The sequence below is a fragment of the Streptomyces sp. NPDC046881 genome, assembly GCF_040645015.1.
In the GTDB taxonomy this organism is placed as follows: Bacteria; Actinomycetota; Actinomycetes; order Streptomycetales; family Streptomycetaceae; genus Streptomyces.
The window spans coordinates 1-25,832 of sequence record NZ_JBEYXJ010000085.1 but is presented as its reverse complement, the minus strand read 5'-3'; the positions used below and the strand labels follow the sequence as shown (position 1 = coordinate 25,832).

Sequence of the window (25,832 nt, the reverse complement as noted above, 5' to 3'; positions counted from 1 at the left end):
TCAGCAGCGCAGGACCACCGTGCGCAGCAGGGGCGTGGTGTCCGGCACCCGCGGCACGGCGGGGCACGGGCGGGCCGCCGGGCGCGCGGGCGCCGGGGCGGGCAGGGGTGCGGGGCGTTCGGGTACGTCGGCCCGGTGGACGGCGCGGAAGGGCGGCCGGAGCGCCGGGTCGAGGGTCTCGTGCTCGGCGGTCTCGGCGGCCACCGACAGGTACGGGGCCGCCTGGGCCGACAGGTGGGCGCCGGGCACCCACAGGGCGAGGAGCAGCACGAGCACGCGCAGCCAGGTACGGCTCCGGGGTGTGCTGCTGCTCCTCCTCACACCGGCTGTCTGCCCGGGGCGGGCGGGCGAGGCTGCACGCCGGGTGCGAGATCCGCCCGCTCGGCGTACCCGGGACACACGCGGTTGACGGCGGTCACAGCGCCTGCGGCACATGGCGGGCCCGGCCGCGGATGCGGAACGCGGTGACGATCTCCACGACGCCCACCACGACCAGCCAGATCCCGCTGACGAGGGTCAGTACGGAGATCGACTCGAACGGCGAGTCGATGAGCACGATCCCGGCGATGAACGTGAGGATCCCGAGGAAGATCTGCCAGCCCCGGGCCGGCATCCGGGAGTCGTGCACGGCGGCCAGGGTCTGGGTGATCCCACGGATCACCCAGCCGATGCCGATCCACAGGGCGAGCAGCAGAATCGACTGCATGGGGCCGCGGAAGCAGAACAGGCCCAGCACGATCGACAGCGCGCCGCTGATGAAGGCCAGCACCCGCAGCGAGGTCGCCCGGTGCGTGCCGAACGCCGACACCAGCTGCATGATCCCGCTGTAGACCAGGTACAGGCCGAACAGCACGCCGGCGACGAGCAGGGAGGCGTCCGGCCAGATCAGCACCAGGACGCCGAGCACCAGGGAGCCGATCCCGGTCAGCAGGACGACCTGCCAGACGGCCCGGGACAGGGCGTGCAGGGGGCCCTCGAACGCGGGTTCCGGTTCATGGTGCCCACGGTGCGGCTCCACCGCGGGCCGCCCACGAGCCTCCCCGCCGTGTACGTGCCGATCGTCGTATTCACGGCCCCCTTCGGGACCACCACTGGGTGCCTCGGTCATGCTCCATGCTGAGAGCGGCCGGGGGGCGGGGGCCAGTGGGGTGGGCCGGATGGGTGGCGGGGTGGTGTTCGGGGCGGGCCGTTGCCAGATGTGGATGTCGGGACCGGTGCGTGGGGCGGGCCGGTGCGTGGTGCGGACCGTTGCCGGGTGCGGGTGCGGGTGCGGGTGCGGGTGCCGGTGCTGTGGCCGTTGCGGGCGCGGGGCCGGTGCCCTGGGTGGGCCGTTGCCGGGGGTGGGTGCGCTGGTGCGGGCCGTCGTTGGGCGGGCCGGATGAAAGAGGCTGCGGACGGTGCAGGCCGGCTCGGTGGGGGGTGCTATCCGTCGGCGCGGCGCGCTACTTCTTCGCCGGCTTCGCCGACTTCGCGGCCTTCGCCGCCGCCTTCATCTCCTGCTTGTGGGCGCGTACCTTGGCCAGCGACTCGGGGCCGGTGATGTCGGCGACGGACCGGAAGGACTTCGGCTCGCCGTAGGCCCCGGCGGCCTCGCGCCAGCCCGCGGGGGCGACACCGAGCTGCTTGCCGAGCAGGGCCAGGAAGATCTGCGCCTTCTGCTTACCGAACCCCGGCAGGTCCTCCAGCCGCCGCAGCAGCTCGGCCCCGCTGCCGACGCCCCGCCAGACGGCCTCCGCGTCCCCGTCGTAGTGCTCGACGAGGTACTGGCACAGCTGCTGGATCCGCTTCGCCATCGAGCCGGGGTAGCGGTGCACCGCGGGCTTCTCGGAGAGCAGCGCGGCGAAGGCCTCCGGATCCATCGCCGCGATCTCGTGCGCGTCCAGATCCTCGGCGCTCAGCCGGTCGGCGATGGTCCGGGGCCCCTTGAACGCCCACTCCATGGGGATCTGCTGGTCCAGCAGCATCCCGGTCAGCGCGGCGAGCGGGGAGCGCCCGAGCAGCGCGTCGGCCGCCGGGTCCTGGGCGAGGTGCAGGGTGACGTCCATGCGTCGATGATCCCGCGCCCCCACCAGCTCCGCGCGCCCGACCCACCCACCGGCCCGGCGCCCCCGCTCAGCCCGCGCGTTCGCTCCGCGTGCCCAGCCTGCTCCGCCCGCGCAGCCCGCGCGCGTGCTCAGCCCGCGCCTCCGCTCCGCCCGCGCAGCATGCGCGTCCGCTCCGGGTGCCCAGCCCGCGCGTCCGCTCCGCGCGCTCAGCCTGCTCCGCCCGCGCAGCCAGCGCGCGTGCTCAGCCCGCCTGGTCGGCCGTCCGGCCCACGGTCCGCGCGCCGGCCCAGGACGCTCCGCCCACGGTCCGCGCGCTCGCCCAGGACACTCCGTCCACTCCGTGTGCTCAGCCGGCAGCCCCGGTCTCTCCCTCCCCGCCGAGCGAGCCTGCTCCGTCCGCAGCCTCTTTCACCCCGCCCGCCCAGCCCCCCCCGGCCGCCTGCTCGCACCCAACCAACCCACCACCGCGCGCCCGTCCCGCCCACTGGGCTCAGCTCGCCAGGCCCGTTCGCCCGACCCGCCTACTGCGCTCAGCCCGCCAGTCCCATCCACCGGGCCCGCCCACTGCGCTCAACCCGCCAGACCCATCCGCCCAGCCGGCCTAACCCGTGCGTCCGCCCAGCCCGCCTCCCCCGCAGGCCCGTGCGCCTCGCCCGTTCAACCCGCCGTCGCCCCTTCACTCCGCCCGCCAGTACCCCAGCGCGTGCACCCGTTGTTTCGGGACGTTCAGGTTCTTGCGGACGTGGGTTGCGAGGGTGCGGGTGGTTGCCGTGTCGCAGGCGATCCAGACGTACGGGTGCGGGGTGCCGGCGAGGACGGGGGGCAGCTCGGCGCGGACCCGGTCCACCAGGTGGGCGCCCGCGTCCCGGCGCGGTACCGCCCGGAACTCGTGCCGGCCGGCCGCGGCCCGGCAGGGCAACCCCGCGGGCTCGCCCTCGAACCAGACGGTCGCCGGGGTCGAACCCAGGGCGCCCAGCAGGGAGTTGATCGCGGGCAGCGAGGCCGGGTCGCCGATGGCGACGAGGTGCGAGGGCGCGGGGTCGGGATGCTGGAACCCGGTGCCCTGGACGGTGGCCTCGACGGTGTCGCCGCGCCGTGCGGCCCGCGCCCAGTCGGAGGCCGTACCCGCGTGCAGCGCGAACTCCAGGCCGAACGTGCCGGTGGCCGGGTCGGGGTCGACCAGGGTGTAGGCGCGCTGGTGCGGCCGGCCGTCGGCGGAGAACCACAGCCGTACCCACATGGTGGGGTGGACGCCGGTCGCGGCGAGCAGCCCGCCGTCGCTCAGCCGGAGCCGCCGGTAGTGCGGGGTCACGTCCTGCGCGTCGAGCACCGTCAGTACGAAGTCCTTGGCGCGCAGCAGTTTCAGCACCGCGCCTTCCCAGCCCCGCCCCTGCCCCATGACCCCTCCACGGTTCGCGTACGATTCCGCCACGGCAAACTTAGGCAAGGCTAACCTAAAGGAGTTCCCCGGGTGACCACCGAGACGTACCGCGATGCCTGGGGCATCCCCCACCTGCGCGCGTCCAGCGCCCGCGAACTCGCCCGTGCCCAGGGGCGGGTCACCGCCCGCGACCGGGCCTGGCAACTGGAGGTCGAGCGGCACCGCGCCCAGGGCACCTCCGCGTCCTTCCTCGGCGCCGGTGCCCTCTCCTGGGACGTCTTCGCCCGCCGGGCCCGGCTGGAGGACACCGCCCGCCGCTGCTTCGCCGCGCTGGAACGCCGGGACCCGGAGACGGCCGACTGGGTGCGGGCGTACGTCGACGGGGTCAACGAGGGCCTGCCCGCCGGCGCCCGCCGCGCGCCCGAGTTCGCCCGCACCGGCCTGGCCGCCGGCCGCTGGCAGCCCTGGACGCCGCTCGGTGTCTGGCTCGGCACGCACATCCTGTTCGCCGGCTTCCCCGCCAAGCTCTGGCGCGAGCAGGCGGTACGGCACCTCGGACCCGACGCCGTCGGCCTGTTCGCCACCGACGGGCCCGGTACGGCGGGCAGCAACGGCTGGCTGGTCACCGGCGACCGCACCGCCACCGGGCACGCCCTCATCGCCGGCGACCCCCACCGCTTCATCGAGGACCCCGGCGTCTACCAGCAGATCCGCCTGGCCTGCCCCGAGTTCGACGTCATCGGCCTGGCCGTGCCCGGCGTCCCCGGCATCGCCCACTTCGGCCACACCGGCACGGCCGCCTGGGCCATCACCAACGCCATGGCCGACTACCAGGACCTCTACCGCGAGCGTCTGCGCCGCACCGGCGCGGGCATCGAGTCCCTCGCACCGGACGGCACCTGGCACCGAGCCGCCCGCCACACCGAAACGGTCCACGTCGCCGGCGAACCCCCCGTCGAGATCGAGCTCGTGGAAACACCCCGCGGCCCGGTGATCGCCGGGGGCCCGGAGGGCCTGGACGCGGGCGACGAGGGCCACCCGGGCGGTGCCGAGGCGCTGGCCCTGCGTTACCCGCCCCGCGTCACGGAGGACCTCGGTTTCAGTGCCCTCCTGCCCCTCCTCCGCTCCCGCACCGTCGCCGACGTCGACCGCGCCCTGGACGCCTGGGCCGAGCCCGTCAACGTCGTACAGGCCGCCGACACCGCCGGAGGCACCCTGCACCGTGTCGCCGGCCGCGTCCCCGTCCGCGCCGAGGCCAACCGCTTCCACCCCGTGCCCGCTTGGGAACCCGGACATGACTGGCACGGCACGCACGAGACGCCGTACGCCCGCCCGGCCACCGAGGACGGCATCGCCGTGATGGCCAACGCCCGCGGCCTCGCCACCCCCCTCGGCGTGGAGTTCGCCCCGCCCCACCGCGCCGCCCGCATCCGCGCCCTGCTCGACGCGGACCGCGCCTGGACCGCCGACGGCATGCCCGCGATCCACACCGACACCCACCTCGGCTCCGCCGCCCCCCTCCTGGACCACCTCGCCGCGCTCACCGGCCTCACCCCCGCCGCCGCGGCCCTGCGCGACCGTCTGCTCGCCTGGGACCGCCGGATGGACGCGGACAGCACCGACGCGGCGGCGTACGCGGCGGTGCGTAGCGCGGTCGTACGCCGGCTCGCCGCCCACCCGGTCTTCGCCCCGCTCACCACACCCCCGGCCTACCCGGACGTCCTACTGCCCTGGCTGGCCCTCGTCCCGCGCATCGGCCACGCCCTCGAACACCTGCTGACCGCCGAGGACCTGTACGGCATCGACCGCGCGGCAGCCGTCCGTACCGCCCTGGAGGAGGTCGCCGCCGCACCCCCCGCCGTCCCCTGGTCCGCCACCCACCGCCTGGCCCCTTGGCGGGCGCTGCCGACCGGGCCGTACACCGCGGCGGAGGAGCCCGGTCTCGCCGGCGACCACGACTGCGTGCTCAGCACCTCCGCGGTCCCGGGCCTCACCGACCTCGCCGCCCGCGGCCCGGCCGCCCGCTACGTCTGGGATCTCGCCGACCGGGACGGCAGCCGCTGGGTGGTCCCCTTCGGCGCCGACGGCGTACCCGGCGCCCGCCACCACCGCGACCAGCTCCCCCTGTGGCTGGAGGGAGAACTGGCCCCGGTGGTCACCGACTGGACCCTGCTCACCCCCGAACCGACCGAACCGGCGGACTCGTCGGATCCGGCCGCCCCCGACCCCACCGAGGAATCCGAATGACCGACCTGCACGTCCAGCACCTCGACGGCTACGGCACCGTCCGCATCCGCCCCCTGGACCCGGAGGGCGACGCGGGACTGATCCACGCCTGGGTGAGCGACGAACGTGCCGTGTTCTGGGGCATGAACGGCCTCACCCGCGCCCAGGTCGCCGAGATCTACGCCCACATGGCCACCCTCGACACCCACCACGCCCACCTCGTCACCAAGGACGGCGAACCGGCCGCCCTCCTCCAGACGTACGAGCCCTCCGCCGACCGGGTCGGCGAGTGCTACGACGTCCGCCCCGGCGACCTCGGCATCCACCTGCTGCTCGCCCCCGCCGGCCCCGACGGCCCGCGCCCCGGCTGGACCTCGGCCCTGCTGACGGCCATCACGACGTACGCGCTGGTGGTCCTGGACCGCCACCGGATCGTGATCGACCCGGACGTGCGCAACACCAAGGCGATCGCCCGCTTCGAACGCCAGGGCTTCCGCCGCGGCCCCGCCGTCGTCCTGCCCGAGGTGGACCTGCCCGACGTGTACCTCCCGGAGAAGCACGCGCAACTGGCCTTCCTCGACCGGGCGGTAGCCTTCCCCGGATGACGACGCCCGAAGAGCTGATCGCCCATCACCGCCTCGAACCTCTACCCCGGGAGGGCGGCCTCTTCCGGCGTACCTGGGCCGGGCCCGAGGGGTCCGACGGCCGTCCCGAGGGCTCCGCCATCGTCGCGCTGCTCACCGCCGACGACTTCTCCGCCCTGCACCGCCTGCCCTTCGCCGAGGTCTGGCACTTCTACCTCGGCGACCCGCTCCACCTCCTGCTGCTCGCCCCCGACGGCACCACCCGCACCCCCGTCCTCGGGCCGGACCTCCGTGCCGGCCAGCACCTCCAGCTGACCGTCCCGGCCCGCACCTGGATGGGCGCGCGGGTGGCCGCGGGCGGCTCGTGGACGTTCTTCGGCTGCACCATGGCGCCCGGGTTCACCTACGCGGACTACGACCACGGCAACGCGGCCGATCTCACGGCGCGTTACCCGGCCGAGGCCGCCCGGATCAGGGACCTGTGCCGCCCGTGACCCCGCGCGACGGCCGGACCGGCCCTGAGCACACCGGCGGTTCTCCGCGTACCTGTACGGAGGCAGTGGGCACGGGTGCGCGTGTGCCGGTACGGAGGCACGGGCGCGTGCGGGGACGGAGGCTGACGACGGTGCAGATCGACGGAGACCGGCGACCGGGACGACGGCAGGGGCCGCGGGGGCCGCGCGGGCCGAGGCCCGCAGCGCGGACACGCCCGCGCTCCGCCCTCCGTCACCCCCTTCTCCTCCCTGTCCTCTTCCCCGTCGTCCTGCTCGGCCTGCTCCTCGGTACCGCGGCGCCCGCCTCGGCCCACGCCGTCCTGCGCTCCACGGACCCCGGCGACGGATCCGTCCTGCGCACCGCCCCCCGCCACGTCACGCTCACCTTCACCGAATCGGTCGGCCTGCTGACCGACTCCTTCCGGATCTACGACCCCGGCAACCGGCGCATCCGCACCGGCTCCGCCGAGCACGCCCCGGGCCGCTCCGACACGGCCCGCGTCAGCCTCCCCGCGCGGCTCGCCGCCGGCACGTACACGGTCGCCTGGCGGGTGGTGTCGGCCGACAGCCACCCGGTGTCCGGCGCCCTCACCTTCTCGGTCGGAAAACGCACGGCGGCACCGGCGGCCCCGCCCACGGACCGCGCGGAGAACCAGGCGACCACGGCCCTGCACACCATCGCGCGCTACCTCGCCTACCTCTCCCTGGCCCTGCTCCTGGGCACGGCCGCGTTCGTGGCGTACTGCCGCCCGCCGGCCACCGCCCACCTGCGCACCCCCGTCCTGGCCGCCGCGGCCGCCCTCCTCGTCTCCAGCACCGCCCTGTACCTCCTGCGGACCCCCTACGAGGAGGCCGCCGCCCCGACGGCCGGCTTCTCCCTCTCCGCCCTCACCCACACGGCGACGACCCGCCCCGGCCGGCTGCTCCTGCTCCGCCTGGCGCTGCTGCTCCTGGCCGCGGCGGCCGTGGCGGTCCTGCGCAAGCGCCGTACGCGGATCCCGCCCCGGGCCGGCCTCGCCGCGGCCACGGTCCTCGCCACGGCCCTGTCCCTGACCTGGTCGGCGTCCGACCACGCCTCGGCGGGCATCCAGGTCCCGGCGGCGATCGTCTCGTCCACCCTGCACCTGCTGGCCATGGGGGCCTGGCTGGGCGGTCTGGCCGCCCTCCTGTGGACCCTGCGGCGCACCCCGGAGCCGGCCGGCCTGCCCGCCTCGGTCCCGGCCCGCTTCTCCCGCCTGGCGTTCGCCTCGGTGACGGTCCTGGTGGTGACCGGCGTCTACCAGTCCTGGCGTGGCCTGGGCTCCTGGCAGGCGCTCACGGACACGGCGTACGGCCGTACCCTGCTGGCCAAGCTGGCCGCGGTCACCGCCCTGCTCCTGGCGGCGGCCTGCTCGCGCACCTGGACCGCCCGCCTGATCCGCGCCGCCGCGGCCACCCCGGCCCGCGTCCCCGAACCGGCCACCGGCCCCCCGCTGCCCGAACTCCCCCCGCAACCGCCCGCGAACCCCGCCCTGGGCCTGCTGCGCCGCTCGGTCCTGCTGGAGGCGACGGCCGGCCTGCTGGTCCTGGCCCTGACCACCCTCCTGACCAGCACCGTGCCCGGCCGCGCGGCGACGGAGTCGGTCCAGGCGGCCGCCGCGCCGGTGCCGGGCATCCCGACGGCCTCCGTCACCACGATCCCCTTCGACACGGGGGCCGCCGGCGGCCGGGGCAGCATCCAGATCACCCTGGACCCGGGCCGCGTCGGCACCAACTCCGTGCAGGCGGTGATCTACGGCCCCGACGGCGGTCTCTCCGCGGTGCCCGAACTACGCCTCACCCTCACGCTCCCCGCCCAGCGCGTCGGCCCGCTGGACACCAGGGTCACCGACCGCGGCGGCTACTGGTCCGCCCCCTCCTTCACCGTCCCGCTGCCCGGCACCTGGACGGTGAAGGCCACGATCCGGGTGTCCGACCTGGACCAGGTGACGGTGTCGGCACCGGTGCGGGTGACGCGCTGACTCAGACGGCGTGCAGGAACAGCTGCGGCGACCAGCCGGTGCAGTTGGGGCCCTCGTCGATCGAGGAGGCACACGCCCTGACCTTGAAGTTCCAGTCACCGTGCGCGGGCGCGTTCACCGTCGCGACCTGGCGTTCCCCCATGGGCATCCGCCAGGTGTACCAGCTGTTCCCGGACGGATACGTGTAGCTGATCTGGTAGTAGGAGTAGCGGGGGCTGGAGTAGCCGCCGTAGTACACCCTGAGCGTGTTGCCGCAGCTGTCGAAGCGGGCACCGGCGTACGGCGTGTACGTGTACTTGTACCGCGTGGGCGCACCGCCGATGTTGGTCCCGCCGCCCGGCGGGAACGCGTCACGGTACTCACAGCCCGCGGGCACGGTTCCCGGCGCCTTCGCCTGCTCGGCCGCGGTCGCCACGCCGTTCACCGAGGCGACGGAAACCAGCAGCAGGGCCGCAGCAGCCACACCAGTGAACGAGCGCCTCATGGCTCTCACCTCCAGCGAAAGATGCCTCTTTCACCACGGTGCGCTTGCGTCTCGCAGGTCGCATCCCGGCGGGCCGGACGCCGCTCTCCTAGGGGCGCCAGTGCGCGAGCCGGTGCAGCGCGGCCGCGGTGCCGGCGAAGCCGTCGTCACCGAGGAGGGCGCGCATCTCCGCGTTGAACCGGTCGATCTCCGGGCCGGCGGCGCGTACGGCGTCCACCCCCGCGTCCGTGAGTTCCAGGACGACCGCACGGTGGTCGTGGGGATGGGCGCGCCTGGCCACGAGCCCGGCCGCGGTGAGCCGGGCCACCAGCGGCGTCACCGCGGACTGGCGCAGGCCGAGGACGCGGGCGAGTTCCTGCTGGGTCAGGCCCGGCTGGTCGCGTACGGCGAACAGGGCGCCCAGCTGGGCGGTGGTGACCCCGGCGACGGCCAGGCAGCGGCGGTCCGCGGTCAGGCGCAGGGTGTGCGCGGCGCGTTGCAGGAGGAAGAACAGGCGCTGGTCGGGTTCGGGCGGCATGGTCCGATCTTGACAGGGCGAGCCACGGGACACGATGCTCAGTTCACTAGTGAAGTGAGGTGGCCGTGAACGCTCGCACCCTGGATCTCGACCTCGCCCGGAAGGCGCTGGCCGCCCAGCCCTTCAGCGTCTACCTCGGCGCCCGGCTGACGGCGTTCGGCGACGGCGCCGCCACCCTGGAGCTGGACGTCCGCGAGGAGCTGTGCCAGCAGAACGGCTTCCTCCACGGCGGTGTCCTCAGTTACGCCGCCGACAACGCCCTCACCTTCGCCGCCGGCACGGTCGCCGGCCCCCGGCTGCTCACCGCCGGCTACACCATCGACTACCTGCGCCCCGCCCGCGGCGAGCTGCTCCGCGCCCACGCCCAGGTCGTACGCCCCGGCCGCACGCGGGTCGTCTGCCGCTGCGAGCTGTACACGATCGACCACACCGGCAACCGCACCCTCTGCGCCATCGCCCAGGGCACCATCGCCCTCACCGCCGACGCTCGCTCCTAGTCATCGGGCGGCCGGCCTAGTCGCCGGGCGGCCGGTCTAGTCGCCGGGCGGCTGGACGACGACGACCCGCCAGAGCACGGAATCGGCCGCCGAGAACTTCCACGCCAGGTCGTGCAGCAGGGAGTGCGGGATCTCGGCGGTGAACACGCCGCTGCCGTCACCGCACTGCGACCCGGCGAGAGGCTTCCCGCCGGCCACGATGCTGAACTTGGCGGGACCCGCGCAGGTCCACTTCACGGTGACGGATGAGGCCTTCCCCGCCGACGCGGGGAGCGTGACACCGCCCGCACCGTGACCCGATCCCGTGTGGAGCGTCTTCGTTCCGACCGGGAGCGGCGACTGCACCGGGTCGGGAAGGCGGTCCGGGCTCGTCGGGGTCCGTCCCGGCGAGGGGGTGGCGCTGGTCCCCGTCGTCGGCCCGTGGGTGGCGGTCGCCCGGGGGTGATCGCCGCCGGAACAGGCCGACACGAGCACCAGGGCCGACAGGCCGACGGCCAGCAGGGAAGGCTTCATCGATGCGTCCTCAACTCACGAGTGGGCGATGTAGGGCGAGAGCGCCGGGAGCTTGGCGCTCCCGTGGTTCGAGACGATCCACTTGCAGCCGCCGTTGTAGGAACCCCGTTCCCAGTCGAAGGAATATCCCTTCGAACCGAGAGCGAGCCATCCGTCGCGCTGGCTCGACGGCACCTTCCACGTACCGCCCAGGGTGACGGTGGTGGTCTTCGCGTAGGAAATCGATCCGCTGATGGTCTCTTCGGCGGAAGCAACGAGAATGGACTCGCTGAGTTTTGCCGCATAACTGATCGTGCCGGTCCAGGTGTGGCCCTTGGCGACCTCGACCTTCAGCGTGACGCCGGACTGTCCGTAGACGGTCTTGCTCTTGTCTTTGACGAACGTCCCCTTCACGTGGGAGAAGGAGAATCCCGGGTCGGGCGGGCAGCCCTGCGGGGCCTTCGGGGCGTCGACCTCGGCGTCGTCCGGTGCCTGCGGGATCGGATTCCCGTCCTGGTCGGCATTCGTCTGCGCCTGGTCGGCATTGGCCTGCGTCGGGGCGTCCGCGGCGAAAGCGGTGCCGATTCCCCCGGCTCCCATACCAAGAAAAACGGTCAGTGCGGCGGCCGTGCATACGCGAGTTATGGCGTTCATGGTTCCCTCCGTTTCGCTCCCCCCGGGAGCGGCATGAACAGAACGATCACGGACCGCCGACGTGATCGTCAAGGAAATTCGATCAATCTGAGGGAGACTTGAGACTGCCCACCGGAATTCTTCGCTCCGCCGATATTGCCTTTTCCATACCCTCTTTACCTGATCAGGGAATTCCAGGGCTTGTTTCTTGGCGCACGGCCCGCGGAGGACACGACGGAGGCAGCGTGTCAGGGGGCGCCGATGTTGGCTCAGCGGCATCCTGGGAACACTGGTGACCGCCGGGACAGCCGATGAGAAGGGTCCGGCCATGCGGGAGTCGTCGCAGGACGTCACGGTCGTGGCTCTCCTGGCGGATCCGGACGCGCCGACGGAGGTCGCGCAGCGTATGGCGCGGAAACTCCCTGATCGGCTCGCCGACAGGTCAGGCCAGGGTCGACGGTTCGACGTCGAGGTGGTCAGTGAGCCCTTCACCGCAGGGACCGAGGACCTGTCCACGTTGACGCGCCGGATCAAGGACCGAGGGGGTGGGGAACGTTGGGACATCGTCGTGGCCCTCACCGACCTCCCACTGCACTCACACGGGCGCAAGATCGTGGTGGATCTGAGTCATGAACACGGCCTGGCACTGCTGTCCCTTCCGTCGCTGGGGGGCCTGCGTCTTCAGGGAAGGGCCCTGCGGGCGGTCGAAGAAGTTGTGATGAGTCTGGCGACTGCGCGGGCCACGGGAGCTGAGGAACCTCCCCGGCGTCAGTCGCTGGGACGTTTCGCCGGTCGTCTTGCGCCTATTCACCCTGGCCAGGTCGGTGAGCAGGAGATCGTCGATCTCCGGTACGTCGTCAGCGGGCCGCGCGGTTACCTGAGGGTGCTCGGCGGTATGGTCCGCGCCAACCGGCCGTGGCGGTTGGTGCCGGGTCTGTCGAAAGCCCTGGCGGCCGCACTGGCCACGGGAGCGGTCGCCACCGTGAACTCCACCATCTGGACCCTGGCCACCTCCCTGAGCACGCCACGCCTGGTGATCGCCATGGTCGGGTCTGTCGCCCTCATGATCGGCTGGCTGATCGTGGACGCGAACCTGTGGCATCGAACGGATGAGGTGTCCCCGGAGGCGAGGAAGAGGGCGGCTCTCTACAACGCCTCGACGGTCCTGACCGTGGGTATCGGGGTGATCGTCTGCTACGTGGGTTTGATGATCATCAACTTGGTGTGGGCGCTGTTCATCCTCAACGACCGGGTGTTCGCTTCCGCGACACGAACGCCGCTGCACGCCACGGATTACTGGACGCTGTCCTGGTTCGTCGCTTCGGTCGCAACGGTGGGCGGCGCGCTGGGATCCGGCTTGGAGAGCGACGAGGCGATCCGGGCAGCCGCCTATTCCAAGCGCGAACAGGAACGCCGCCGGATGCTCCAGGATGACGCCGACTAGCTGGTGACGTGAAGCGGAGATGCGTCTACGGTTCGGCGCCGGCCCGGGTACGAGAAATCCACTGATCGATCGGGGAAGGGTCGTTTCCGTCGCATGGGGACGGGGACCCGCACCGCACGCCGCCGAGTGCTGAAGGTCCGCCGAGCGAGCCGGCGGCAGAGCCACCGTTCCCCTCACCGAGGTGAGCGGTCCCCAGAGGCGTGCCGAAGCCACGGCCCCCGTCGCAGCACGTGCGAGAGTCAGGCTCTTTGCGCCCTCTCCATCACCGCCGTGCCGCGACATCAAGGGAAGCCATCATGAAGGCAGCGGTATACGAAGGCCCGCGAACGGTCACCGTGAAGGACGTACCGGACGCGAAGATAGAACACCCCTGCGACATACTCGTCAAGATCACCACCACCAACATCTGCGGTTCGGACCTCCACATGTACGAGGGCCGCACCTCGTTCGAGTCCGGCCGCACCCTGGGACACGAGAACCTGGGCCAGGTGGTGGAGGTCGGCTCGGCCGTCCGCAAGGTCCAGGTGGGCGAGTACGTGGTCCTGCCCTTCAACATCGCCTGCGGCTTCTGCAAGCAGTGCGAGCAGGGGCTGACCAACTACTGCCTGACCATGCAGCCGGAACCGGCCCTCGCGGGAGCCGCCTACGGATTCGCCGACATGGGCCCCTACCAGGGCGGCCAGGCGGAGCTGCTGCGCGTGCCCTACGGCGACTTCAACGCGCTGCGTCTGGGCGAGGACGCCGCCGAGCGGCAGACCGACTACGTGATGCTCGCCGACATCTTCCCCACCGGCTATCACGCCACCGAGATGGCCCACGTCGAACCGGGCGACCAGACCATCGTCTTCGGTGCCGGTCCCGTCGGGCTGATGGCGACCTACTCCGCCCTCCTCAAGGGTGCCGGCCGCGTCTGGACGGCCGACCATCATCCCGACCGGCTGCGCAAGGCGGAGGAGATCGGGGCCATCCCGATCAACACCGCCGAGCAGAACCCGGCGGAGGTCGTCAAGGAGGCCACCCTCGGTCTGGGCGCCGACAACGGCTGCGAATGCGTCGGCTACCAGGCACACGACCCGCAGGGACACGAGGACGCCAGCCTCACGCTCAACGGCCTGATCGACTCGGTCAGGTTCACCGGCGACATCGGCGTGGTGGGCGTGTTCCTGCCCCAGGACCCCGGCGGCGCGGAGGCCCAGGGCGAGCTGGAGGCCCAGGGCAAGGTCCCCCTCGACTTCGGCATGATGTGGTTCAAGGGCCAGCACATGGGCACGGGGCAGGCGCCGGTGAAGAGGTACAACCGCGCGCTGCGGGACCTGGTCGCCGGCGGGAAGGCGAAGCCGAGCTTCGTCGTCTCCCACGAACTCAGCCTGGACGAGGCCCCCACCGCCTACGAGCACTTCGACGCCCGTGACGAGGGCTGGACCAAGGTGGTCCTGCACCCCGACGGACACGGCAACGGCCACAAGCGGTAAGGGAGCACAGGGCCGCCGCCCGCCTGCTCCCCGCAGGACAGGGCCGGCCGACGAGCGGCGTCCGACCCCGGCTTCGGCCGGTGTCGGACGGGCTGGTGGCGCCTGCGCCCCTGCCATACCTGGGCAGCGGCGATCAGCCGCGCCCCGCTCGCGCGCGCACGTCCGCACCGCGACCGAACGGTCACGCCGCCCGTCGGTGACGGGAGTTGAGGATTGGATGCGGGCCACGCGGAAACTCCGCCGTTATCCGTTATGCGCCCTTCACCTTCTCACTCAAGTGGCCCGCCTTCCGTTCACCTCACCGCACGTGGGGAGCACTCATGAAGACAGACACCCGTTCCGCCTCCCGCCTCCAGCACGATCCGCTCGTCCGGGGCCTCGGCTGGGCCAGTGCGCTCCTGGGCGTGCCCCAGGTCGTCGCCCCGGCGGGCTTCGCCCGGGCCCTGGGCGTGGGCGACGCCTTCCGGCACCGCTCGGCCACGACCGCCGTCGGTGTGCGCGAGCTGGCGGCGGCGACAGGGCTGCTGGGGCGGCCGCATCCCGCCTGGCTCTGGGGCCGCGTCGGCGGCGACCTCATGGATCTGACGATGCTGACCCGGGCCCTGAGGAACCACGACGGTCGCGGTCTGAGCCGCACCGTTGCCGCGACCGCCGCGGTCACCGCCATCACGGCCACGGACGTCTACGCGGCCGTGACCCGCACCCGTAGGAGCACTCCCATGGAACTGACCGCGGCCACCACCGTCAGCCGATCCCCGGACGAGGTTTACTCCCTCTGGAAGGACCTGAAGCGACTGCCGGACTTCATGGCGCACCTGGATGAGGTGCGCGTCACCGGCCCGCGCACCAGCCACTGGCGGGCCGGCGCACCGTTCGGCAAGGCGGTCGAATGGGACGCCGAGACCACGCAGGACGTCCCCGGCCGGCTGATCGCCTGGCAGTCGGTGGACGGCGCCGACATCGACAACTCCGGCGAGGTCCGCTTCGTGCCCGCCCCCGGCGGCCGGGGCACGGAGATCCGGGTGACCTTGCGCTACGACCTACCCGGCGGGGCGCTGGGCAAGGCCGCGGCGCGCTACTTCGGCGAGGAACCGCACCAGCAGCTGGACGACGACCTGCGCCGCTTCAAGCAGATCACGGAGATCGGCGAGGTCGTCCGCTCCGAGGGCGCGCCCGGCGGCAAGCAGGCCCGCGGCGAGTTCCCGCAGCACCCGGCCCGACCGCTGACCGAGAACGAGCTGAAGGAGGCCCTGGCATGAAGGCGAACTGCTGGACGGGACGCAACTCGGTCGAGGTGCAGGACGTCCCCGAACCGTCGATCCTGAACAGCCGCGACGCCATCGTGAAGATCACCTCGACGGCGATCTGCGGCTCCGACCTCCATCTGGTCGACGGCTACGTCCCCACCATGGAAAAGGGCGACATTCTGGGCCACGAGTTCATGGGAGAGATCGTCGAGGTCGGCCCCGGAGTCAGCGACGAACTGCGCGTCGGCGACCGGGTCGTCGTACCCTTCCCCATCGCGTGCGGCGCCTGTGCGTCCTGCCGGGCGGAGCTGTACTCGTGCTGCGAGAACACCAACCCCAACGCCGGCATCTCGGAGAAGTTCTTCGGCCATCCCACCGCCGGCATCTACGGCTACTCCCACCTCACCGGCGGCTTCGCCGGGGGCCAGGCCGAGTACGCCCGCGTGGTGCTCGCCGACGCCAACGCCCTCAAGATCGAGTCGGACCTCACCGACGAGCAGGTGCTGTTCCTGTCCGACATCCTGCCGACCGGGTACATGGGCGCCGAGATGTGCGACATCCAGGAAGGTGACGTCGTCGCCGTCTGGGGCGCCGGCCCGGTCGGCCAGTTCGCCATGGACAGCGCCCGGGTCCTGGGCGCGGAGAAGGTCATCGCGATCGACAAGGAGACCTACCGGCTCGACATGGCCGCCGCCCAGGGCTACACCACCATCAACTTCGAGGACGCCGACGTACGGTCGGCACTGCTCGAACTCACCGGTGGCCGGGGCCCCGACAAGTGCATCGACGCGGTCGGCATGGAGGCCACGCACGGTGCCTCCCACGTCCACCTCTACGACCGCGCCAAGCAGGCGGTCCGCTCCGAGACCGACCGGCCCCACGCCCTGCGCCAGGCCATCCTGTCCTGCCGAAGCGGCGGCGTGGTGTCGGTCATCGGGGTCTACGGCGGACTGATCGACAAGTTCCCGGCGGGTGCCTGGATGAACAGGTCCCTGACCCTGCGCACCGGGCAGTGCCACGTACAGAAGTACATGAAGCCGCTGCTGGGTCTGATCGAGCAGGGCAAGATCGACCCCACCCGGGTCATCACCCACCGGCTGCCCCTGACCGAGGCACCGACCGGCTACGACCTGTTCAAGAACAAGAAGGACCACTGCGAGAAGGTCGTCCTCAAGCCGTGAGGACCGCGCCGGTGATCTGCGGACGCGGGCCGGGATCGCCGAGGCTCATGTGACGGGAGTCACGCTCCGGAAAGTCGCTCAGCAGGTCGGAGACGTCCTCTGGACGCCGCCCGGAGCGGTCCGGGCAAGCGACTGAGACGGAAACCGAGACGGACGAACGCCAGAGGGCCGGACCACTTTCATGGTCCGGCCCTCTGGGCTGGCGGAGGATACGAGATTCGAACTCGTGAGGGGTTGCCCCCAACACGCTTTCCAAGCGTGCGCCCTAGGCCTCTAGGCGAATCCTCCGCCGGAAACATTACATGACCGAGGGGAGTGCTCGCGAACCCGTTCCCGCAGGCCCGCATCCGGTGCAGCCCGCGGGCCGCGATCGGGTACTCTGGGCACAGCCCCTCACGCGGCGCTATCTGACTGAACTCCCCCAGGGCCGGAAGGCAGCAAGGGTAGGTTGGCTCTGGCGGGTGCGTGGGGGGCGCTTGCGTTCCCGGGGTCGGGGCCGGGGCCGGTGGGCCGCGGGCGGAGCCCGTTGTCGGTGGGCGCCATTAACCTCGTATGCGTGTCGTCTCTCGCGCTGTACCGCCGCTATCGCCCGGAGGCCTTTGCCGAGGTCATCGGGCAGGAGCATGTCACCGACCCGCTGCAGCAGGCGCTGCGGAACAACCGGGTCAATCACGCGTACCTGTTCAGCGGTCCGCGTGGCTGTGGCAAGACGACCAGCGCGCGCATCCTGGCCCGCTGCCTGAACTGTGAGCAGGGTCCCACCCCGACCCCCTGCGGCGTGTGCCAGTCCTGCCGTGACCTGGCCAGGAACGGGCCGGGTTCGATCGACGTCATCGAGATCGACGCGGCCTCTCACGGTGGTGTGGACGACGCCCGTGAGCTGCGCGAGAAGGCCTTCTTCGGCCCCGCGAGCAGCCGGTACAAGATCTACATCATCGACGAGGCCCACATGGTCACGTCGGCCGGCTTCAACGCGCTGCTCAAGGTGGTCGAGGAGCCGCCCGAGCATCTGAAGTTCATCTTCGCGACCACCGAGCCCGAGAAGGTCATCGGGACGATCCGGTCGCGCACCCACCACTACCCGTTCCGGCTCGTGCCGCCCGGCACGCTCAGGGACTACCTCGCCGAGGTGTGCCAGAAGGAGGACATCCCGGTCGAGGACGGCGTGCTCCCGCTCGTCGTGCGCGCCGGCGCCGGCTCCGTGCGTGACTCCATGTCCGTCATGGACCAGCTCCTCGCCGGCGCCGGAGCGGAGGGTGTGACGTATGCCATGGCCACCTCCCTCCTCGGCTACACCGACGGCTCCCTCCTCGACTCCGTCGTCGAGGCCTTCGCCACCGGTGACGGGGCCGCCGCCTTCGAGGTCGTCGACCGCGTCATCGAGGGCGGCAACGACCCGCGGCGGTTCGTCGCCGACCTGCTGGAGCGGCTGCGGGACCTGGTGATCCTGGCCGCCGTCCCGGACGCCGTGGACAAGGGGCTCATCGACGCCCCGGCCGACGTCCTGGAGCGGATGCAGGCCCAGGCCGAGACCTTCGGCGCCGCCGAGCTGAGCCGCGCCGCCGACCTGGTCAACGAGGGCCTGACCGAGATGCGCGGCGCCACCTCCCCGCGCCTGCAGCTGGAACTGATCTGCGCCCGCGTCCTGCTCCCCGCCGCCTACGGCGACCAGCGGTCCGTCATGGCCCGCCTCGACCGCCTGGAGCGCGGCGTCGGCTTCTCCGCCGGTGCCGGCGCCCCGGCCATGGCGTACGTCCCCGGCCCGGAGGCCCACGGCGGCGCCCTCCCGGCGGGTGCGGGTGCCGGTGGGGTGGCCGTGCCGCCCGGTGGGGGCCCCGCGGCTGCGCGTGCCGCCGTCCGGGCCACGGGCGCCCCGGCCGGGCCCGGCGGTCACGACGGTTCCGGCAGCCCCGCCGGTCCGGCTGCCCCGGCCGAGCCGGCCCCTGCGGTCCAGCCCGCGCCCGCCCCCTCCGCCGCGCCCGCGGCTCCCGTCGCCTCCGCGGCTCCCGCGCCTACGACCCCCGCCCCCGACCCGGCACCGGCCCCCGCCGCGCAGCCCGCCACCCCGGCCCCCGGCGCCTGGCCCACCGCCGCGCCCGCCGGCGGTGGACGGCGCCCCGGCGGCTGGCCCACGGCCGCTCCGACGGGCCGTCAGGGCCCGGCCCAGGGCCCCGGCCGTGCGGCCCCGGCCCAGCCGCCGCAGGCCGCCCCCGCGGCCCCCACAGCGCAGCCCGCGGCCCCCGCCCCCACCGGCGGTCTCGACCCCCGCGCGCTCTGGCCGAACATCCTGGAGGCCGTCAAGAACCGCCGCCGCTTCACCTGGATCCTGCTCAGCCAGAACGCCCAGGTGACCGGCTTCGACGGCACCACCCTCCAGCTCGGTTTCGTCAACGCAGGCGCCCGCGACAACTTCTCCGGCAGCGGCAGCGAGGACGTGCTGCGGCAGGCGCTGGCCGAGCAGTTCAACGTGCAGTGGAAGATCGAGGCGGTGGTCGACCCGTCCGGCGGCGGCTCCGCCCCGTCCACGGGCGGCTCACCCGGCCACGGCGGAGGCGGTGGCTACGGCGGCGCGCCCGCCGCCGCCCACGGCGGCCCCCAGGGCGGCTACGGCAGCGCTCCCGGCGGTGGCTACGGCTCCCCGGCCGCCCCCCGCCCCGCGCCCGCCCAGCCGTCGTCCCAGGCCCCCACCCAGGGCGGCGCTCCGGCCGCGTCCGCCCCCGCACCCCGGCCGGCCGCCGCGCCCGAGCCGCCGCCGGTCGCCCCCGAGGACGACATCCCCGAGGACGACGACCCGGATCTGGACGAGTCGGCGCTCTCCGGCCACGAGCTGATCGTGCGGGAGCTGGGGGCCACGGTGGTCGAGGAGTTCTCCAACGAGTGAGGCTTCCCGGGGACGGGCCATGACCCCCTCTGGCTCCCCGGGAACCCCCTACGAGCCCCCTCACGAGCCCTCTCCCGAGCCCCTTCAGCGGCTCCTTTGGAGGAAGCTCCGAGAAACCCGGACCCCGGCCTTCGGCAACCTTGCCATTAGGCTGACCCCCGTGAAGGTCCTCGTCATCGGCAGCGGCGCCCGCGAACACGCCCTGTGCCGCTCCCTGTCCCTCGACCCCGACGTCACCGCGCTGTACTGCGCCCCCGGCAACGCCGGCATCGCCGAGGTCGCCGAGCTGCACCAGGTCGACGCGCTCGACGGTGCCGCGGTGGCCGGCCTGGCCACCCGCCTCGGTGCCGAGCTGGTCGTCGTCGGCCCGGAGGCCCCGCTGGTCGCCGGCGTGGCCGACGCCGTCCGCGCGGCGGGCATGCCGGTGTTCGGCCCCTCGGGGGAGGCCGCGCAGCTGGAGGGGTCCAAGGCCTTCGCCAAGGACGTCATGGCAGCGGCCGGCGTGCCGACCGCCCGCTCCTACGTCTGCACCACCGCCGAGGAGGTCGCCGCGGCCCTCGACGCCTTCGGTGCCCCCTACGTCGTCAAGGACGACGGTCTGGCCGCGGGCAAGGGTGTCGTCGTCACGAACGACCTGGAGGCGGCCAGGGCGCACGCCGCCGCCTGCGAGAGGGTGGTCATCGAGGAGTTCCTCGACGGCCCGGAGGTCTCCCTCTTCGCCGTGACCGACGGCGAGACCGTCGTACCGCTCCAGCCCGCCCAGGACTTCAAGCGCGCCCTGGACGGCGACGAGGGCCCGAACACCGGCGGCATGGGCGCGTACTCGCCGCTGCCGTGGGCGGACCCGAAGCTGGTCGACGAGGTGCTGCAGACCGTGCTGCAGCCCACGGTGGACGAGATGCGCCGCCGGGGCACGCCGTTCTCAGGGCTGCTCTACGCCGGTCTCGCGATCACCTCGCGCGGGGTCAGGGTCATCGAGTTCAACGCCCGCTTCGGCGACCCCGAGACCCAGGTCGTGCTGGCCCGGCTGAGGACCCCGCTGGCCGGTCTGCTGATGGCCGCCGCCACCGGAAGCCTCGCCGACCTGCCGCCGCTGCGCTGGAGCGAGGAGGCGGCCGTCACCGTCGTCGTCGCCTCGCACAACTACCCCGGCACCCCGCGCACCGGCGACCCGATCACCGGCCTGGACGAGGTGGCCGCCGAGGACGCCCCGCACGCGTACGTGCTGCACGCCGGCACCCGGCAGGAGGGCGGCGCGGTCGTCAGCGCGGGCGGACGCGTGCTGTCCGTCACGGCCACCGGCAAGGACCTGACCGAGGCACGCGAGCGGGCGTACCGGGCGGTGGGCCGGATCCGGCTCGACGGCTCCCAGCACCGCACCGACATCGCGGCGAAGGCGGCGCGGTCCGCGGGCGCCTGAGCCCCGCCCGTCTGACCTGCTCGTACGACTTCCAGGCCCCGGACCAGCGATCCGGGGCCTGATCTTTGCTGTCTGTCACCCAGCTCTGACCAAAGCCATTCCATCGAGTGAGCAATCGCCCATACGGCTGACGGGGGCCGGGGCCCCAACTAGGGTGCCGCGCAAGCGTTCCGGCACTTGGCCCACCGGCATTGCGATGTCAGTGGCGGGTGCCACAGTGGGGGAGTGAGCAAGACCAGGGCAGCACGCGATCGGCAGCGAGGGGGCGAGGTCGGCACGTGACCGGAATCGGTGTGGAGGCGGGCGCGCAGGCCGCGCGCTCCCGGGCCCTCGCCGTCCTGCGGGTCCGGGGCCGGGCGCTGGCCGTGGCCCTGCTGCCCGCGGGTGCCGCGGTGATCCTGCTGACCGGCGCCTCCACCGGCCGTCTCGTCGGCCCGGGCTGGGACGCCGCCCGGTGGACCGTCGGTGTGCTCGCGGTGCTGGTGCTGCTGGCCGCGGCCGGTATCGCCGTGGTCGTGGCCCGGGCCCGCCCCGCCATGAGCCCCACGGTGCCGATCGCGGAGGACTCCGCCCCGGACCTGTACCGGATGGTGCGCGACCTCGCCGAACGCCTGGACGTGCCGGCGCCCTCGGCCATAGCGCTCACCCCGGACTGCGACAGCTGGCTGGAGGACCGGGCCCACTCGGCCCACGGCCCGCCCCCGCGTCCCGCGCCCGACGAGATAGCGGGCCCGGGCCGCCGCCGCATCCCGGTCGCGCCGGTCCTCGTCATCGGCTCCCCGTTCCTGTGGTGGATGCGCGTGGGCGAGCTGCGCGCGGTCCTCGCCCCGGTCATCGCGGGTACGGGCCCCTCCGCCCACCCGGACATAGCGGCCGCCCGCCGTTTCGTGCGCGGTCTGGATGCGGCCGTGGCCGTCGCCTCGACCCCGGGCCGCTGTCCGCCGGTCCGCGGGCTGTGCGCGGCCCTCGGCTGGGTGGCCCGGCTGCTGCTGCGCGGCTGCCGGGAGCACGCGACGCAGATGGAGCGCGGGGTCGCGGCGGCGGCGGCCGAGCGCGCCCAGGCGGTGGACTACGGGCTGCGGATCGTCGCCCAGGAGCAGGTCGGGCTGGCCTACGCCGGCTGGGACCGGCTGCTGACCAGGGTGGCGCTGCCCGCCTGGCGCATGGGCCGCTGGCCGTCCCGGCTGGACGCGGGCGTGGTCGCGGCGCTCACCGAGCTGTCCCGCCGCGACCGGCTCGCCGAGGGCTTCACCTCCCGGCTCGGCGAGCGCCCCGCCTGCGATCTGCTGGAGGAGCCCGGCGTGGTGGACGAGGCGACCTCGCTGCTCGCCGCGCGGCTCTTCCACGGCGGCCCCGCCGACGCCGGACAGGACTGGGCGCCGGTGGACTGGCAGGCGTACCCGGAGGAGGTCGTCGACCGCACCTGGCGCACCGACGCGGCCCGCCTCCACCGGGTCCTGGACACCCTGGGCGTCCGCCCCGCCCACACCCCGGCCGGCCCCACCCTGGCCCGGGTCCTGGAACACCTGGCCGAGGAGACCGGCCGGCCCGCCCGCCGAGCCGCCGACGCCGAGCACCCCCCGCAGGGGACGCCCGCGCCCGACGACGAGAACCGCGCGGGTGGTGCCGGCGGCTTCCCGGACGCCGAAGGCGAGGCCGAGGGGGACGGGTCCCCGCAGGCGCCGCGCAGCGCCGCCCTCGCCGCGGGCCTCAGCGCCGAACTGGCCCGCGAGGGCACGTCGGCCACCGACCAGGCCCCCGACGGCCCCCGCTGGGACGACTCGGGGTGCGACCTGCCCCCCTTCCCGCTGCAACCCCAGCGCACCGCCCGCGAACTCCTCGCCGACCACGTCACGGCGATGGTGTGCTGCGCGGCCGTGGACACCGCGGGCGCGGTCCCCGCCCTGGACTGGCTGGACGGCCCGTCCCTGCTGCTGGGCGGCGAGCGGGCCGCCGATCTGGCCCCCAGGGTCCGCAGCCTGATCGAAGAGGGCGACCCGGGCCCGCTGCGCGCCTGGCTGGCCGCGTCCGGAATACGCCCGGAAAAGCCAGTGAGACTCGTCTGAGCCGACCGCCGCACGCGTCCCCGCCAGCCCGGCGTCACCCCTGGTAACGGAAAGACGACTTCCACTTCAGGTCAATTCGCAACGAGTAGTGACCGGGCCCGTGCGTTATGTGATGTGCTGGGATCGACCACGCCGTTGGCAAAGGCAAGCGACATACGACAGCACGACCGAGCACAGCGAGAACAGTGAGCACCACCGAGACAGGCACGGGGGCATGAGGGAGGGGAGCGACCATGGCCTCGGACCACATCCGCCGCTGGGAGTCCGGAGCACTCGCGCACGCCGTCACGGACCCCTTCGGCCTGGGCCCGGTGCCCTGGCTGCGCGGCAGTGAGACGTACTTCGACGACACCGGCCACGTCGTGCCGTGGTACGTCGACCCCAGCCCGCAGCAGCTCACCGGCAGCGACCGGGCACGCGTCCCGGCGCCCCGCGCGGCCGCTGCCGGCCCCCGCGCGGCCGACGACGTGCACCGCCAGATCAAGGGCTTCACGTCCACCGGCGCGGTCGCGCCCGGCGAGGCGATCGACTTCCACATCACGGTCGACCCGCCGCAGGAGTTCAGCGTCGACATCTACCGCATCGGCCACTACGGCGGGGACGGCGCCGCCAAGATCACCACCAGTCCCCGGCTCTCCGGGATCGTCCAGCCGCAGCCGCTGACCGCCGACCGGACGGTCTCCTGCCACCACTGGTGGCTGTCCTGGCGCCTCCAGGTGCCCACCTACTGGAGCATCGGCGCCTATGTGGCCGTCCTCACCACGGCCGACGGCTACCGCTCCCACGTGCCGTTCACGGTCCGCGACGACCACCCGGCCGACCTGCTCCTGCTGCTGCCGGACATCACCTGGCAGGCCTACAACCTGTACCCGGAGGACGGGCACACGGGCGCCAGCCTCTACCACGCCTGGGACGAGAAGGGCCGGCTGCTCGGCGAGGCCGACGCGGCCACCACGGTCTCCTTCGACCGCCCCTACGCGGGCGCGGGCCTGCCCCTGCACGTCGGCCACGCCTACGACTTCATCCGCTGGGCCGAGCGCTACGGCTACGACATCGCCTACGCCGAGGCCCGTGACCTGCACGCCGGCCGGATCGACCCCACCCGCTACCGGGGCCTGGTCTTCCCCGGCCACGACGAGTACTGGTCGGTGCCGATGCGCCGGGCCGTCGAGGACGCCCGCGACCGGGGCACCTCGCTGGTCTTCCTCTCCGCCAACACCATGTACTGGCAGGTGGAGCTGGCTCCGTCCCCGTCCGGGGTCCCGGACCGGCTGCTGACCTGCCGCAAGCGCAAGGGCCCGGGCCGGCCGGTGCTGTGGCGGGAGATCGACCGGCCCGAGCAGCAGCTGGTCGGCATCCAGTACGCGGGCCGGGTGCCCGAGCCGCACCCGCTGATCGTCCGCAACGGCGGCCACTGGCTGTGGGAGGCGACCGGCGCGCACGAGGGCGACGAGATCGCGGGCCTGGTCGCCGGCGAGGCGGACCGCTACTTCCCGCGCACCCCGCTGCCCGAGCACGACGAGCGCATCCTGCTCGCCCACTCGCCGTACACCGACAACGACGGCGTCCTGCGCCACCAGGAGACGTCCCTGTACCGGGCGCCGTCCGGCGCCTGGGTGTTCGCCTCCGGCACTTTCGCCTGGTCCCCGGCCCTGGACCGCCCCGGCCATGTGGACGCCCGCATCCAGCGGGCCACGGCGAACCTGCTGGACCGCATCTGCAAACGCGACTGACCCCCGGGCGCGCCCTATCACCCCCATACGGGAGAATCGAGGCACTTGGTCAGAACCACGGGGAGGAACCGTGTCCGGATTCGTAGAAAAGCCCGAGCCGATCGAGGTCCCGGGCCTGGTGCACCTGCACACCGGAAAGGTGCGCGAGCTGTACCAGAACGAGGCGGGCGACCTCGTGATGGTCGCCAGCGACCGCATGTCCGCCTACGACTGGGTGCTGCCCACGGAGATCCCCGACAAGGGCCGGGTGCTCACCAAGCTCTCCCTGTGGTGGTTCGACCAGCTCCGCGACCTCGCTGAGAACCACGTCATCAGCACCGAGCTGCCCGAGGGCGCCCCGGCCGACTGGGCGGGCCGCACGCTGGTCTGCAAGTCGCTGAAGATGGTCCCGGTGGAGTGCGTGGCCCGTGGCTACCTCACCGGCTCCGGCCTGCTGGAGTACAACGAGTCCCGTACGGTCTGCGGCCTCGCCCTCCCCGAAGGCCTCGTCGACGGCTCCGAACTCCCGGCCCCGATCTTCACCCCGGCCACCAAGGCCGAGGTCGGCGAGCACGACGAGAACGTCTCCTACGAGGAGGTGGCCCGCCAGGTCGGCGCGGAGACCGCCGCCCAGCTGCGCCAGGCCACGCTCGCGGTGTACTCCCGCGCCCGGGACATCGCCCGGGACCGGGGGATCATCCTGGCCGACACCAAGTTCGAGTTCGGCTTCGACGGCGACACCCTCGTCCTCGCCGACGAGGTCCTCACCCCGGACTCCTCCCGCTTCTGGCCGGCCGACAAGTGGCAGCCGGGCCGCGCCCAGCCGTCGTACGACAAGCAGTACGTCCGCGACTGGCTGACCTCGCCGGCCTCCGGCTGGGACCGCAAGAGCGAGCAGCCCCCGCCGGCACTGCCGGAGGAGGTCGTGGCGGCGACCCGGCAGAAGTACGTGGAGGCGTACGAGCGGCTGACGGGCACCAGCTGGTCCTAGGTCGTGTCCGCAAAGTCCCTCCGTCCGCCCCGCGGGGCGGGGGGGGGTTGGGGGCCCGGGCCAAG

At 73.2% G+C, this 25,832-nt stretch carries 22 protein-coding genes, 1 tRNA gene and 1 other RNA gene; 15 read left to right on the top strand and 9 right to left on the bottom strand.

The window, feature by feature from the left end; genetic code table 11:
* The 4 genes from ABZ923_RS30515 to ABZ923_RS30500 form a co-directional block, all read right to left on the bottom strand.
* Nucleotides 1-321 carry a hypothetical protein gene (locus ABZ923_RS30515; protein WP_361477910.1) on the bottom strand — a complete coding sequence of 107 codons (321 nt, stop codon included), beginning with the start codon at nt 319-321 and terminating at the stop codon, nt 1-3.
* Between the two features lie 94 nt (nt 322-415).
* Nucleotides 416-1,108 (bottom strand): HdeD family acid-resistance protein, encoded by a 693-nt coding sequence (locus tag ABZ923_RS30510; RefSeq protein WP_361477908.1) that lies wholly within the window; start codon nt 1,106-1,108, stop codon nt 416-418.
* 334 nt (nt 1,109-1,442) lie between these two features.
* Complete coding sequence (locus ABZ923_RS30505) at nt 1,443-2,045, bottom strand: HhH-GPD-type base excision DNA repair protein (RefSeq protein ID WP_361477905.1); 603 nt, start codon at nt 2,043-2,045, stop codon at nt 1,443-1,445.
* A gap of 676 nt (nt 2,046-2,721) precedes the next feature.
* Nucleotides 2,722-3,444 carry a siderophore-interacting protein gene (locus ABZ923_RS30500; protein ID WP_361477902.1) on the bottom strand — a complete coding sequence of 241 codons (723 nt, stop codon included), beginning with the start codon at nt 3,442-3,444 and terminating at the stop codon, nt 2,722-2,724.
* 72 nt (nt 3,445-3,516) lie between these two features.
* Here ABZ923_RS30500 and ABZ923_RS30495 point away from each other — a divergent pair, with 72 nt between their 5' ends.
* The 4 genes from ABZ923_RS30495 to ABZ923_RS30480 all read left to right on the top strand — a co-directional run bounded on the left by ABZ923_RS30495 (nt 3,517) and on the right by ABZ923_RS30480 (nt 8,730).
* On the top strand, nt 3,517-5,673 hold the full coding sequence (locus tag ABZ923_RS30495; RefSeq protein ID WP_361477899.1) for a penicillin acylase family protein: 2,157 nt from the start codon (nt 3,517-3,519) through the stop codon (nt 5,671-5,673).
* Nucleotides 5,670-6,257, top strand: coding sequence for a GNAT family N-acetyltransferase (locus tag ABZ923_RS30490; RefSeq protein ID WP_361477896.1), 588 nt, complete (start codon nt 5,670-5,672; stop codon nt 6,255-6,257). Before ABZ923_RS30495 ends, ABZ923_RS30490 begins: the two co-directional genes overlap by 4 nt.
* A complete protein-coding gene (locus ABZ923_RS30485) occupies nt 6,254-6,730 on the top strand; it encodes a cupin domain-containing protein (RefSeq protein ID WP_361477893.1) in 477 nt (158 codons plus the stop codon). Before ABZ923_RS30490 ends, ABZ923_RS30485 begins: the two co-directional genes overlap by 4 nt.
* Nucleotides 6,731-6,999: 269 nt before the next feature.
* Nucleotides 7,000-8,730 carry a copper resistance protein CopC gene (locus ABZ923_RS30480; protein ID WP_361477949.1) on the top strand — a complete coding sequence of 577 codons (1,731 nt, stop codon included), beginning with the start codon at nt 7,000-7,002 and terminating at the stop codon, nt 8,728-8,730.
* Between the two features lies 1 nt (nt 8,731).
* On the opposite strand, the gene ABZ923_RS30475 is transcribed toward ABZ923_RS30480, so the two are convergent.
* The gene (locus ABZ923_RS30475; protein WP_361477890.1) at nt 8,732-9,214 is read right to left on the bottom strand and encodes a hypothetical protein; all 483 of its coding nucleotides are present in this window, start codon (nt 9,212-9,214) and stop codon (nt 8,732-8,734) included.
* An 88-nt stretch (nt 9,215-9,302) separates the two neighbouring features.
* A complete protein-coding gene (locus tag ABZ923_RS30470) occupies nt 9,303-9,731 on the bottom strand; it encodes a MarR family winged helix-turn-helix transcriptional regulator (protein WP_361477887.1) in 429 nt (142 codons plus the stop codon).
* 65 nt (nt 9,732-9,796) lie between these two features.
* Between ABZ923_RS30470 and ABZ923_RS30465 the strand changes: the two genes are divergently transcribed.
* Nucleotides 9,797-10,228, top strand: a complete 432-nt coding sequence (locus ABZ923_RS30465) for a PaaI family thioesterase (RefSeq protein WP_361477884.1) — start codon at nt 9,797-9,799, stop codon at nt 10,226-10,228.
* A gap of 36 nt (nt 10,229-10,264) precedes the next feature.
* Here the strand turns inward: ABZ923_RS30465 and ABZ923_RS30460 are convergent, their stop codons facing one another.
* Both ABZ923_RS30460 and ABZ923_RS30455 read right to left on the bottom strand, forming a co-directional pair.
* Nucleotides 10,265-10,741, bottom strand: a complete 477-nt coding sequence (locus ABZ923_RS30460; protein WP_361477882.1) for a hypothetical protein — start codon at nt 10,739-10,741, stop codon at nt 10,265-10,267.
* 15 nt (nt 10,742-10,756) lie between these two features.
* On the bottom strand, nt 10,757-11,374 hold the full coding sequence (locus ABZ923_RS30455) for a hypothetical protein (protein WP_361477879.1): 618 nt from the start codon (nt 11,372-11,374) through the stop codon (nt 10,757-10,759).
* A 307-nt stretch (nt 11,375-11,681) separates the two neighbouring features.
* Between ABZ923_RS30455 and ABZ923_RS30450 the strand changes: the two genes are divergently transcribed.
* The 4 genes from ABZ923_RS30450 (at nt 11,682) to ABZ923_RS30435 (ending at nt 16,697) form a co-directional block, all read left to right on the top strand.
* Complete coding sequence (locus tag ABZ923_RS30450) at nt 11,682-12,797, top strand: hypothetical protein (protein WP_361477946.1); 1,116 nt, start codon at nt 11,682-11,684, stop codon at nt 12,795-12,797.
* 296 nt (nt 12,798-13,093) lie between these two features.
* A complete protein-coding gene (locus ABZ923_RS30445) occupies nt 13,094-14,269 on the top strand; it encodes a glutathione-independent formaldehyde dehydrogenase (protein WP_361477876.1) in 1,176 nt (391 codons plus the stop codon).
* Between the two features lie 320 nt (nt 14,270-14,589).
* Nucleotides 14,590-15,528: an SRPBCC family protein gene (locus ABZ923_RS30440; protein WP_361477873.1), complete on the top strand. Its 939-nt coding sequence runs from the start codon at nt 14,590-14,592 to the stop codon at nt 15,526-15,528.
* Nucleotides 15,525-16,697: a zinc-dependent alcohol dehydrogenase gene (locus tag ABZ923_RS30435; RefSeq protein ID WP_361477870.1), complete on the top strand. Its 1,173-nt coding sequence runs from the start codon at nt 15,525-15,527 to the stop codon at nt 16,695-16,697. Before ABZ923_RS30440 ends, ABZ923_RS30435 begins: the two co-directional genes overlap by 4 nt.
* A gap of 200 nt (nt 16,698-16,897) precedes the next feature.
* Here ABZ923_RS30435 and ABZ923_RS30430 read toward each other — a convergent pair.
* Nucleotides 16,898-16,985: transfer RNA gene (locus ABZ923_RS30430), tRNA-Ser, on the bottom strand.
* A 96-nt stretch (nt 16,986-17,081) separates the two neighbouring features.
* Between ABZ923_RS30430 and ffs the strand changes: the two genes are divergently transcribed.
* The 6 genes from ffs (at nt 17,082) to ABZ923_RS30400 (ending at nt 25,767) form a co-directional block, all read left to right on the top strand.
* Nucleotides 17,082-17,180, top strand: an RNA gene (gene ffs / locus ABZ923_RS30425) — signal recognition particle sRNA small type.
* Between the two features lie 73 nt (nt 17,181-17,253).
* Nucleotides 17,254-19,578: a DNA polymerase III subunit gamma and tau gene (locus tag ABZ923_RS30420; protein WP_361477867.1), complete on the top strand. Its 2,325-nt coding sequence runs from the start codon at nt 17,254-17,256 to the stop codon at nt 19,576-19,578.
* Nucleotides 19,579-19,738: 160 nt separating this feature from the next.
* Entirely contained in the window at nt 19,739-20,998 is a 1,260-nt protein-coding gene (purD, locus tag ABZ923_RS30415) for a phosphoribosylamine--glycine ligase (RefSeq protein WP_361477864.1), read from the top strand.
* 278 nt (nt 20,999-21,276) lie between these two features.
* Nucleotides 21,277-23,064: a hypothetical protein gene (locus tag ABZ923_RS30410; RefSeq protein WP_361477861.1), complete on the top strand. Its 1,788-nt coding sequence runs from the start codon at nt 21,277-21,279 to the stop codon at nt 23,062-23,064.
* Nucleotides 23,065-23,297: 233 nt separating this feature from the next.
* On the top strand, nt 23,298-24,797 hold the full coding sequence (locus ABZ923_RS30405) for a N,N-dimethylformamidase beta subunit family domain-containing protein (protein WP_361477858.1): 1,500 nt from the start codon (nt 23,298-23,300) through the stop codon (nt 24,795-24,797).
* A gap of 70 nt (nt 24,798-24,867) precedes the next feature.
* Nucleotides 24,868-25,767 carry a phosphoribosylaminoimidazolesuccinocarboxamide synthase gene (locus ABZ923_RS30400; RefSeq protein WP_361477855.1) on the top strand — a complete coding sequence of 300 codons (900 nt, stop codon included), beginning with the start codon at nt 24,868-24,870 and terminating at the stop codon, nt 25,765-25,767.
* The last annotated feature ends 65 nt before the right edge of the window (nt 25,768-25,832 follow it).

Bases quoted from the DNA above. Each gene is read 5' to 3' on its own strand.
- ABZ923_RS30510 (WP_361477908.1), bottom strand. From the start codon at position 1,108: ATGACCGAGGCACCCAGTGGTGGTCCCGAAGGGGGCCGTGAATACGAC.
- ABZ923_RS30505 (WP_361477905.1), bottom strand. From the start codon at position 2,045: ATGGACGTCACCCTGCACCTCGCCCAGGACCCGGCGGCCGACGCGCTG.
- ABZ923_RS30500 (WP_361477902.1), bottom strand. From the start codon at position 3,444: ATGGGGCAGGGGCGGGGCTGGGAAGGCGCGGTGCTGAAACTGCTGCGC.
- ABZ923_RS30490 (WP_361477896.1), top strand. From the start codon at position 5,670: ATGACCGACCTGCACGTCCAGCACCTCGACGGCTACGGCACCGTCCGC.
- ABZ923_RS30485 (WP_361477893.1), top strand. From the start codon at position 6,254: ATGACGACGCCCGAAGAGCTGATCGCCCATCACCGCCTCGAACCTCTA.
- ABZ923_RS30475 (WP_361477890.1), bottom strand. From the start codon at position 9,214: ATGAGGCGCTCGTTCACTGGTGTGGCTGCTGCGGCCCTGCTGCTGGTT.
- ABZ923_RS30470 (WP_361477887.1), bottom strand. From the start codon at position 9,731: ATGCCGCCCGAACCCGACCAGCGCCTGTTCTTCCTCCTGCAACGCGCC.
- ABZ923_RS30460 (WP_361477882.1), bottom strand. From the start codon at position 10,741: ATGAAGCCTTCCCTGCTGGCCGTCGGCCTGTCGGCCCTGGTGCTCGTG.
- ABZ923_RS30455 (WP_361477879.1), bottom strand. From the start codon at position 11,374: ATGAACGCCATAACTCGCGTATGCACGGCCGCCGCACTGACCGTTTTT.
- ABZ923_RS30450 (WP_361477946.1), top strand. From the start codon at position 11,682: ATGCGGGAGTCGTCGCAGGACGTCACGGTCGTGGCTCTCCTGGCGGAT.
- ABZ923_RS30445 (WP_361477876.1), top strand. From the start codon at position 13,094: ATGAAGGCAGCGGTATACGAAGGCCCGCGAACGGTCACCGTGAAGGAC.
- ABZ923_RS30440 (WP_361477873.1), top strand. From the start codon at position 14,590: ATGAAGACAGACACCCGTTCCGCCTCCCGCCTCCAGCACGATCCGCTC.
- ABZ923_RS30435 (WP_361477870.1), top strand. From the start codon at position 15,525: ATGAAGGCGAACTGCTGGACGGGACGCAACTCGGTCGAGGTGCAGGAC.
- ABZ923_RS30405 (WP_361477858.1), top strand. From the start codon at position 23,298: ATGGCCTCGGACCACATCCGCCGCTGGGAGTCCGGAGCACTCGCGCAC.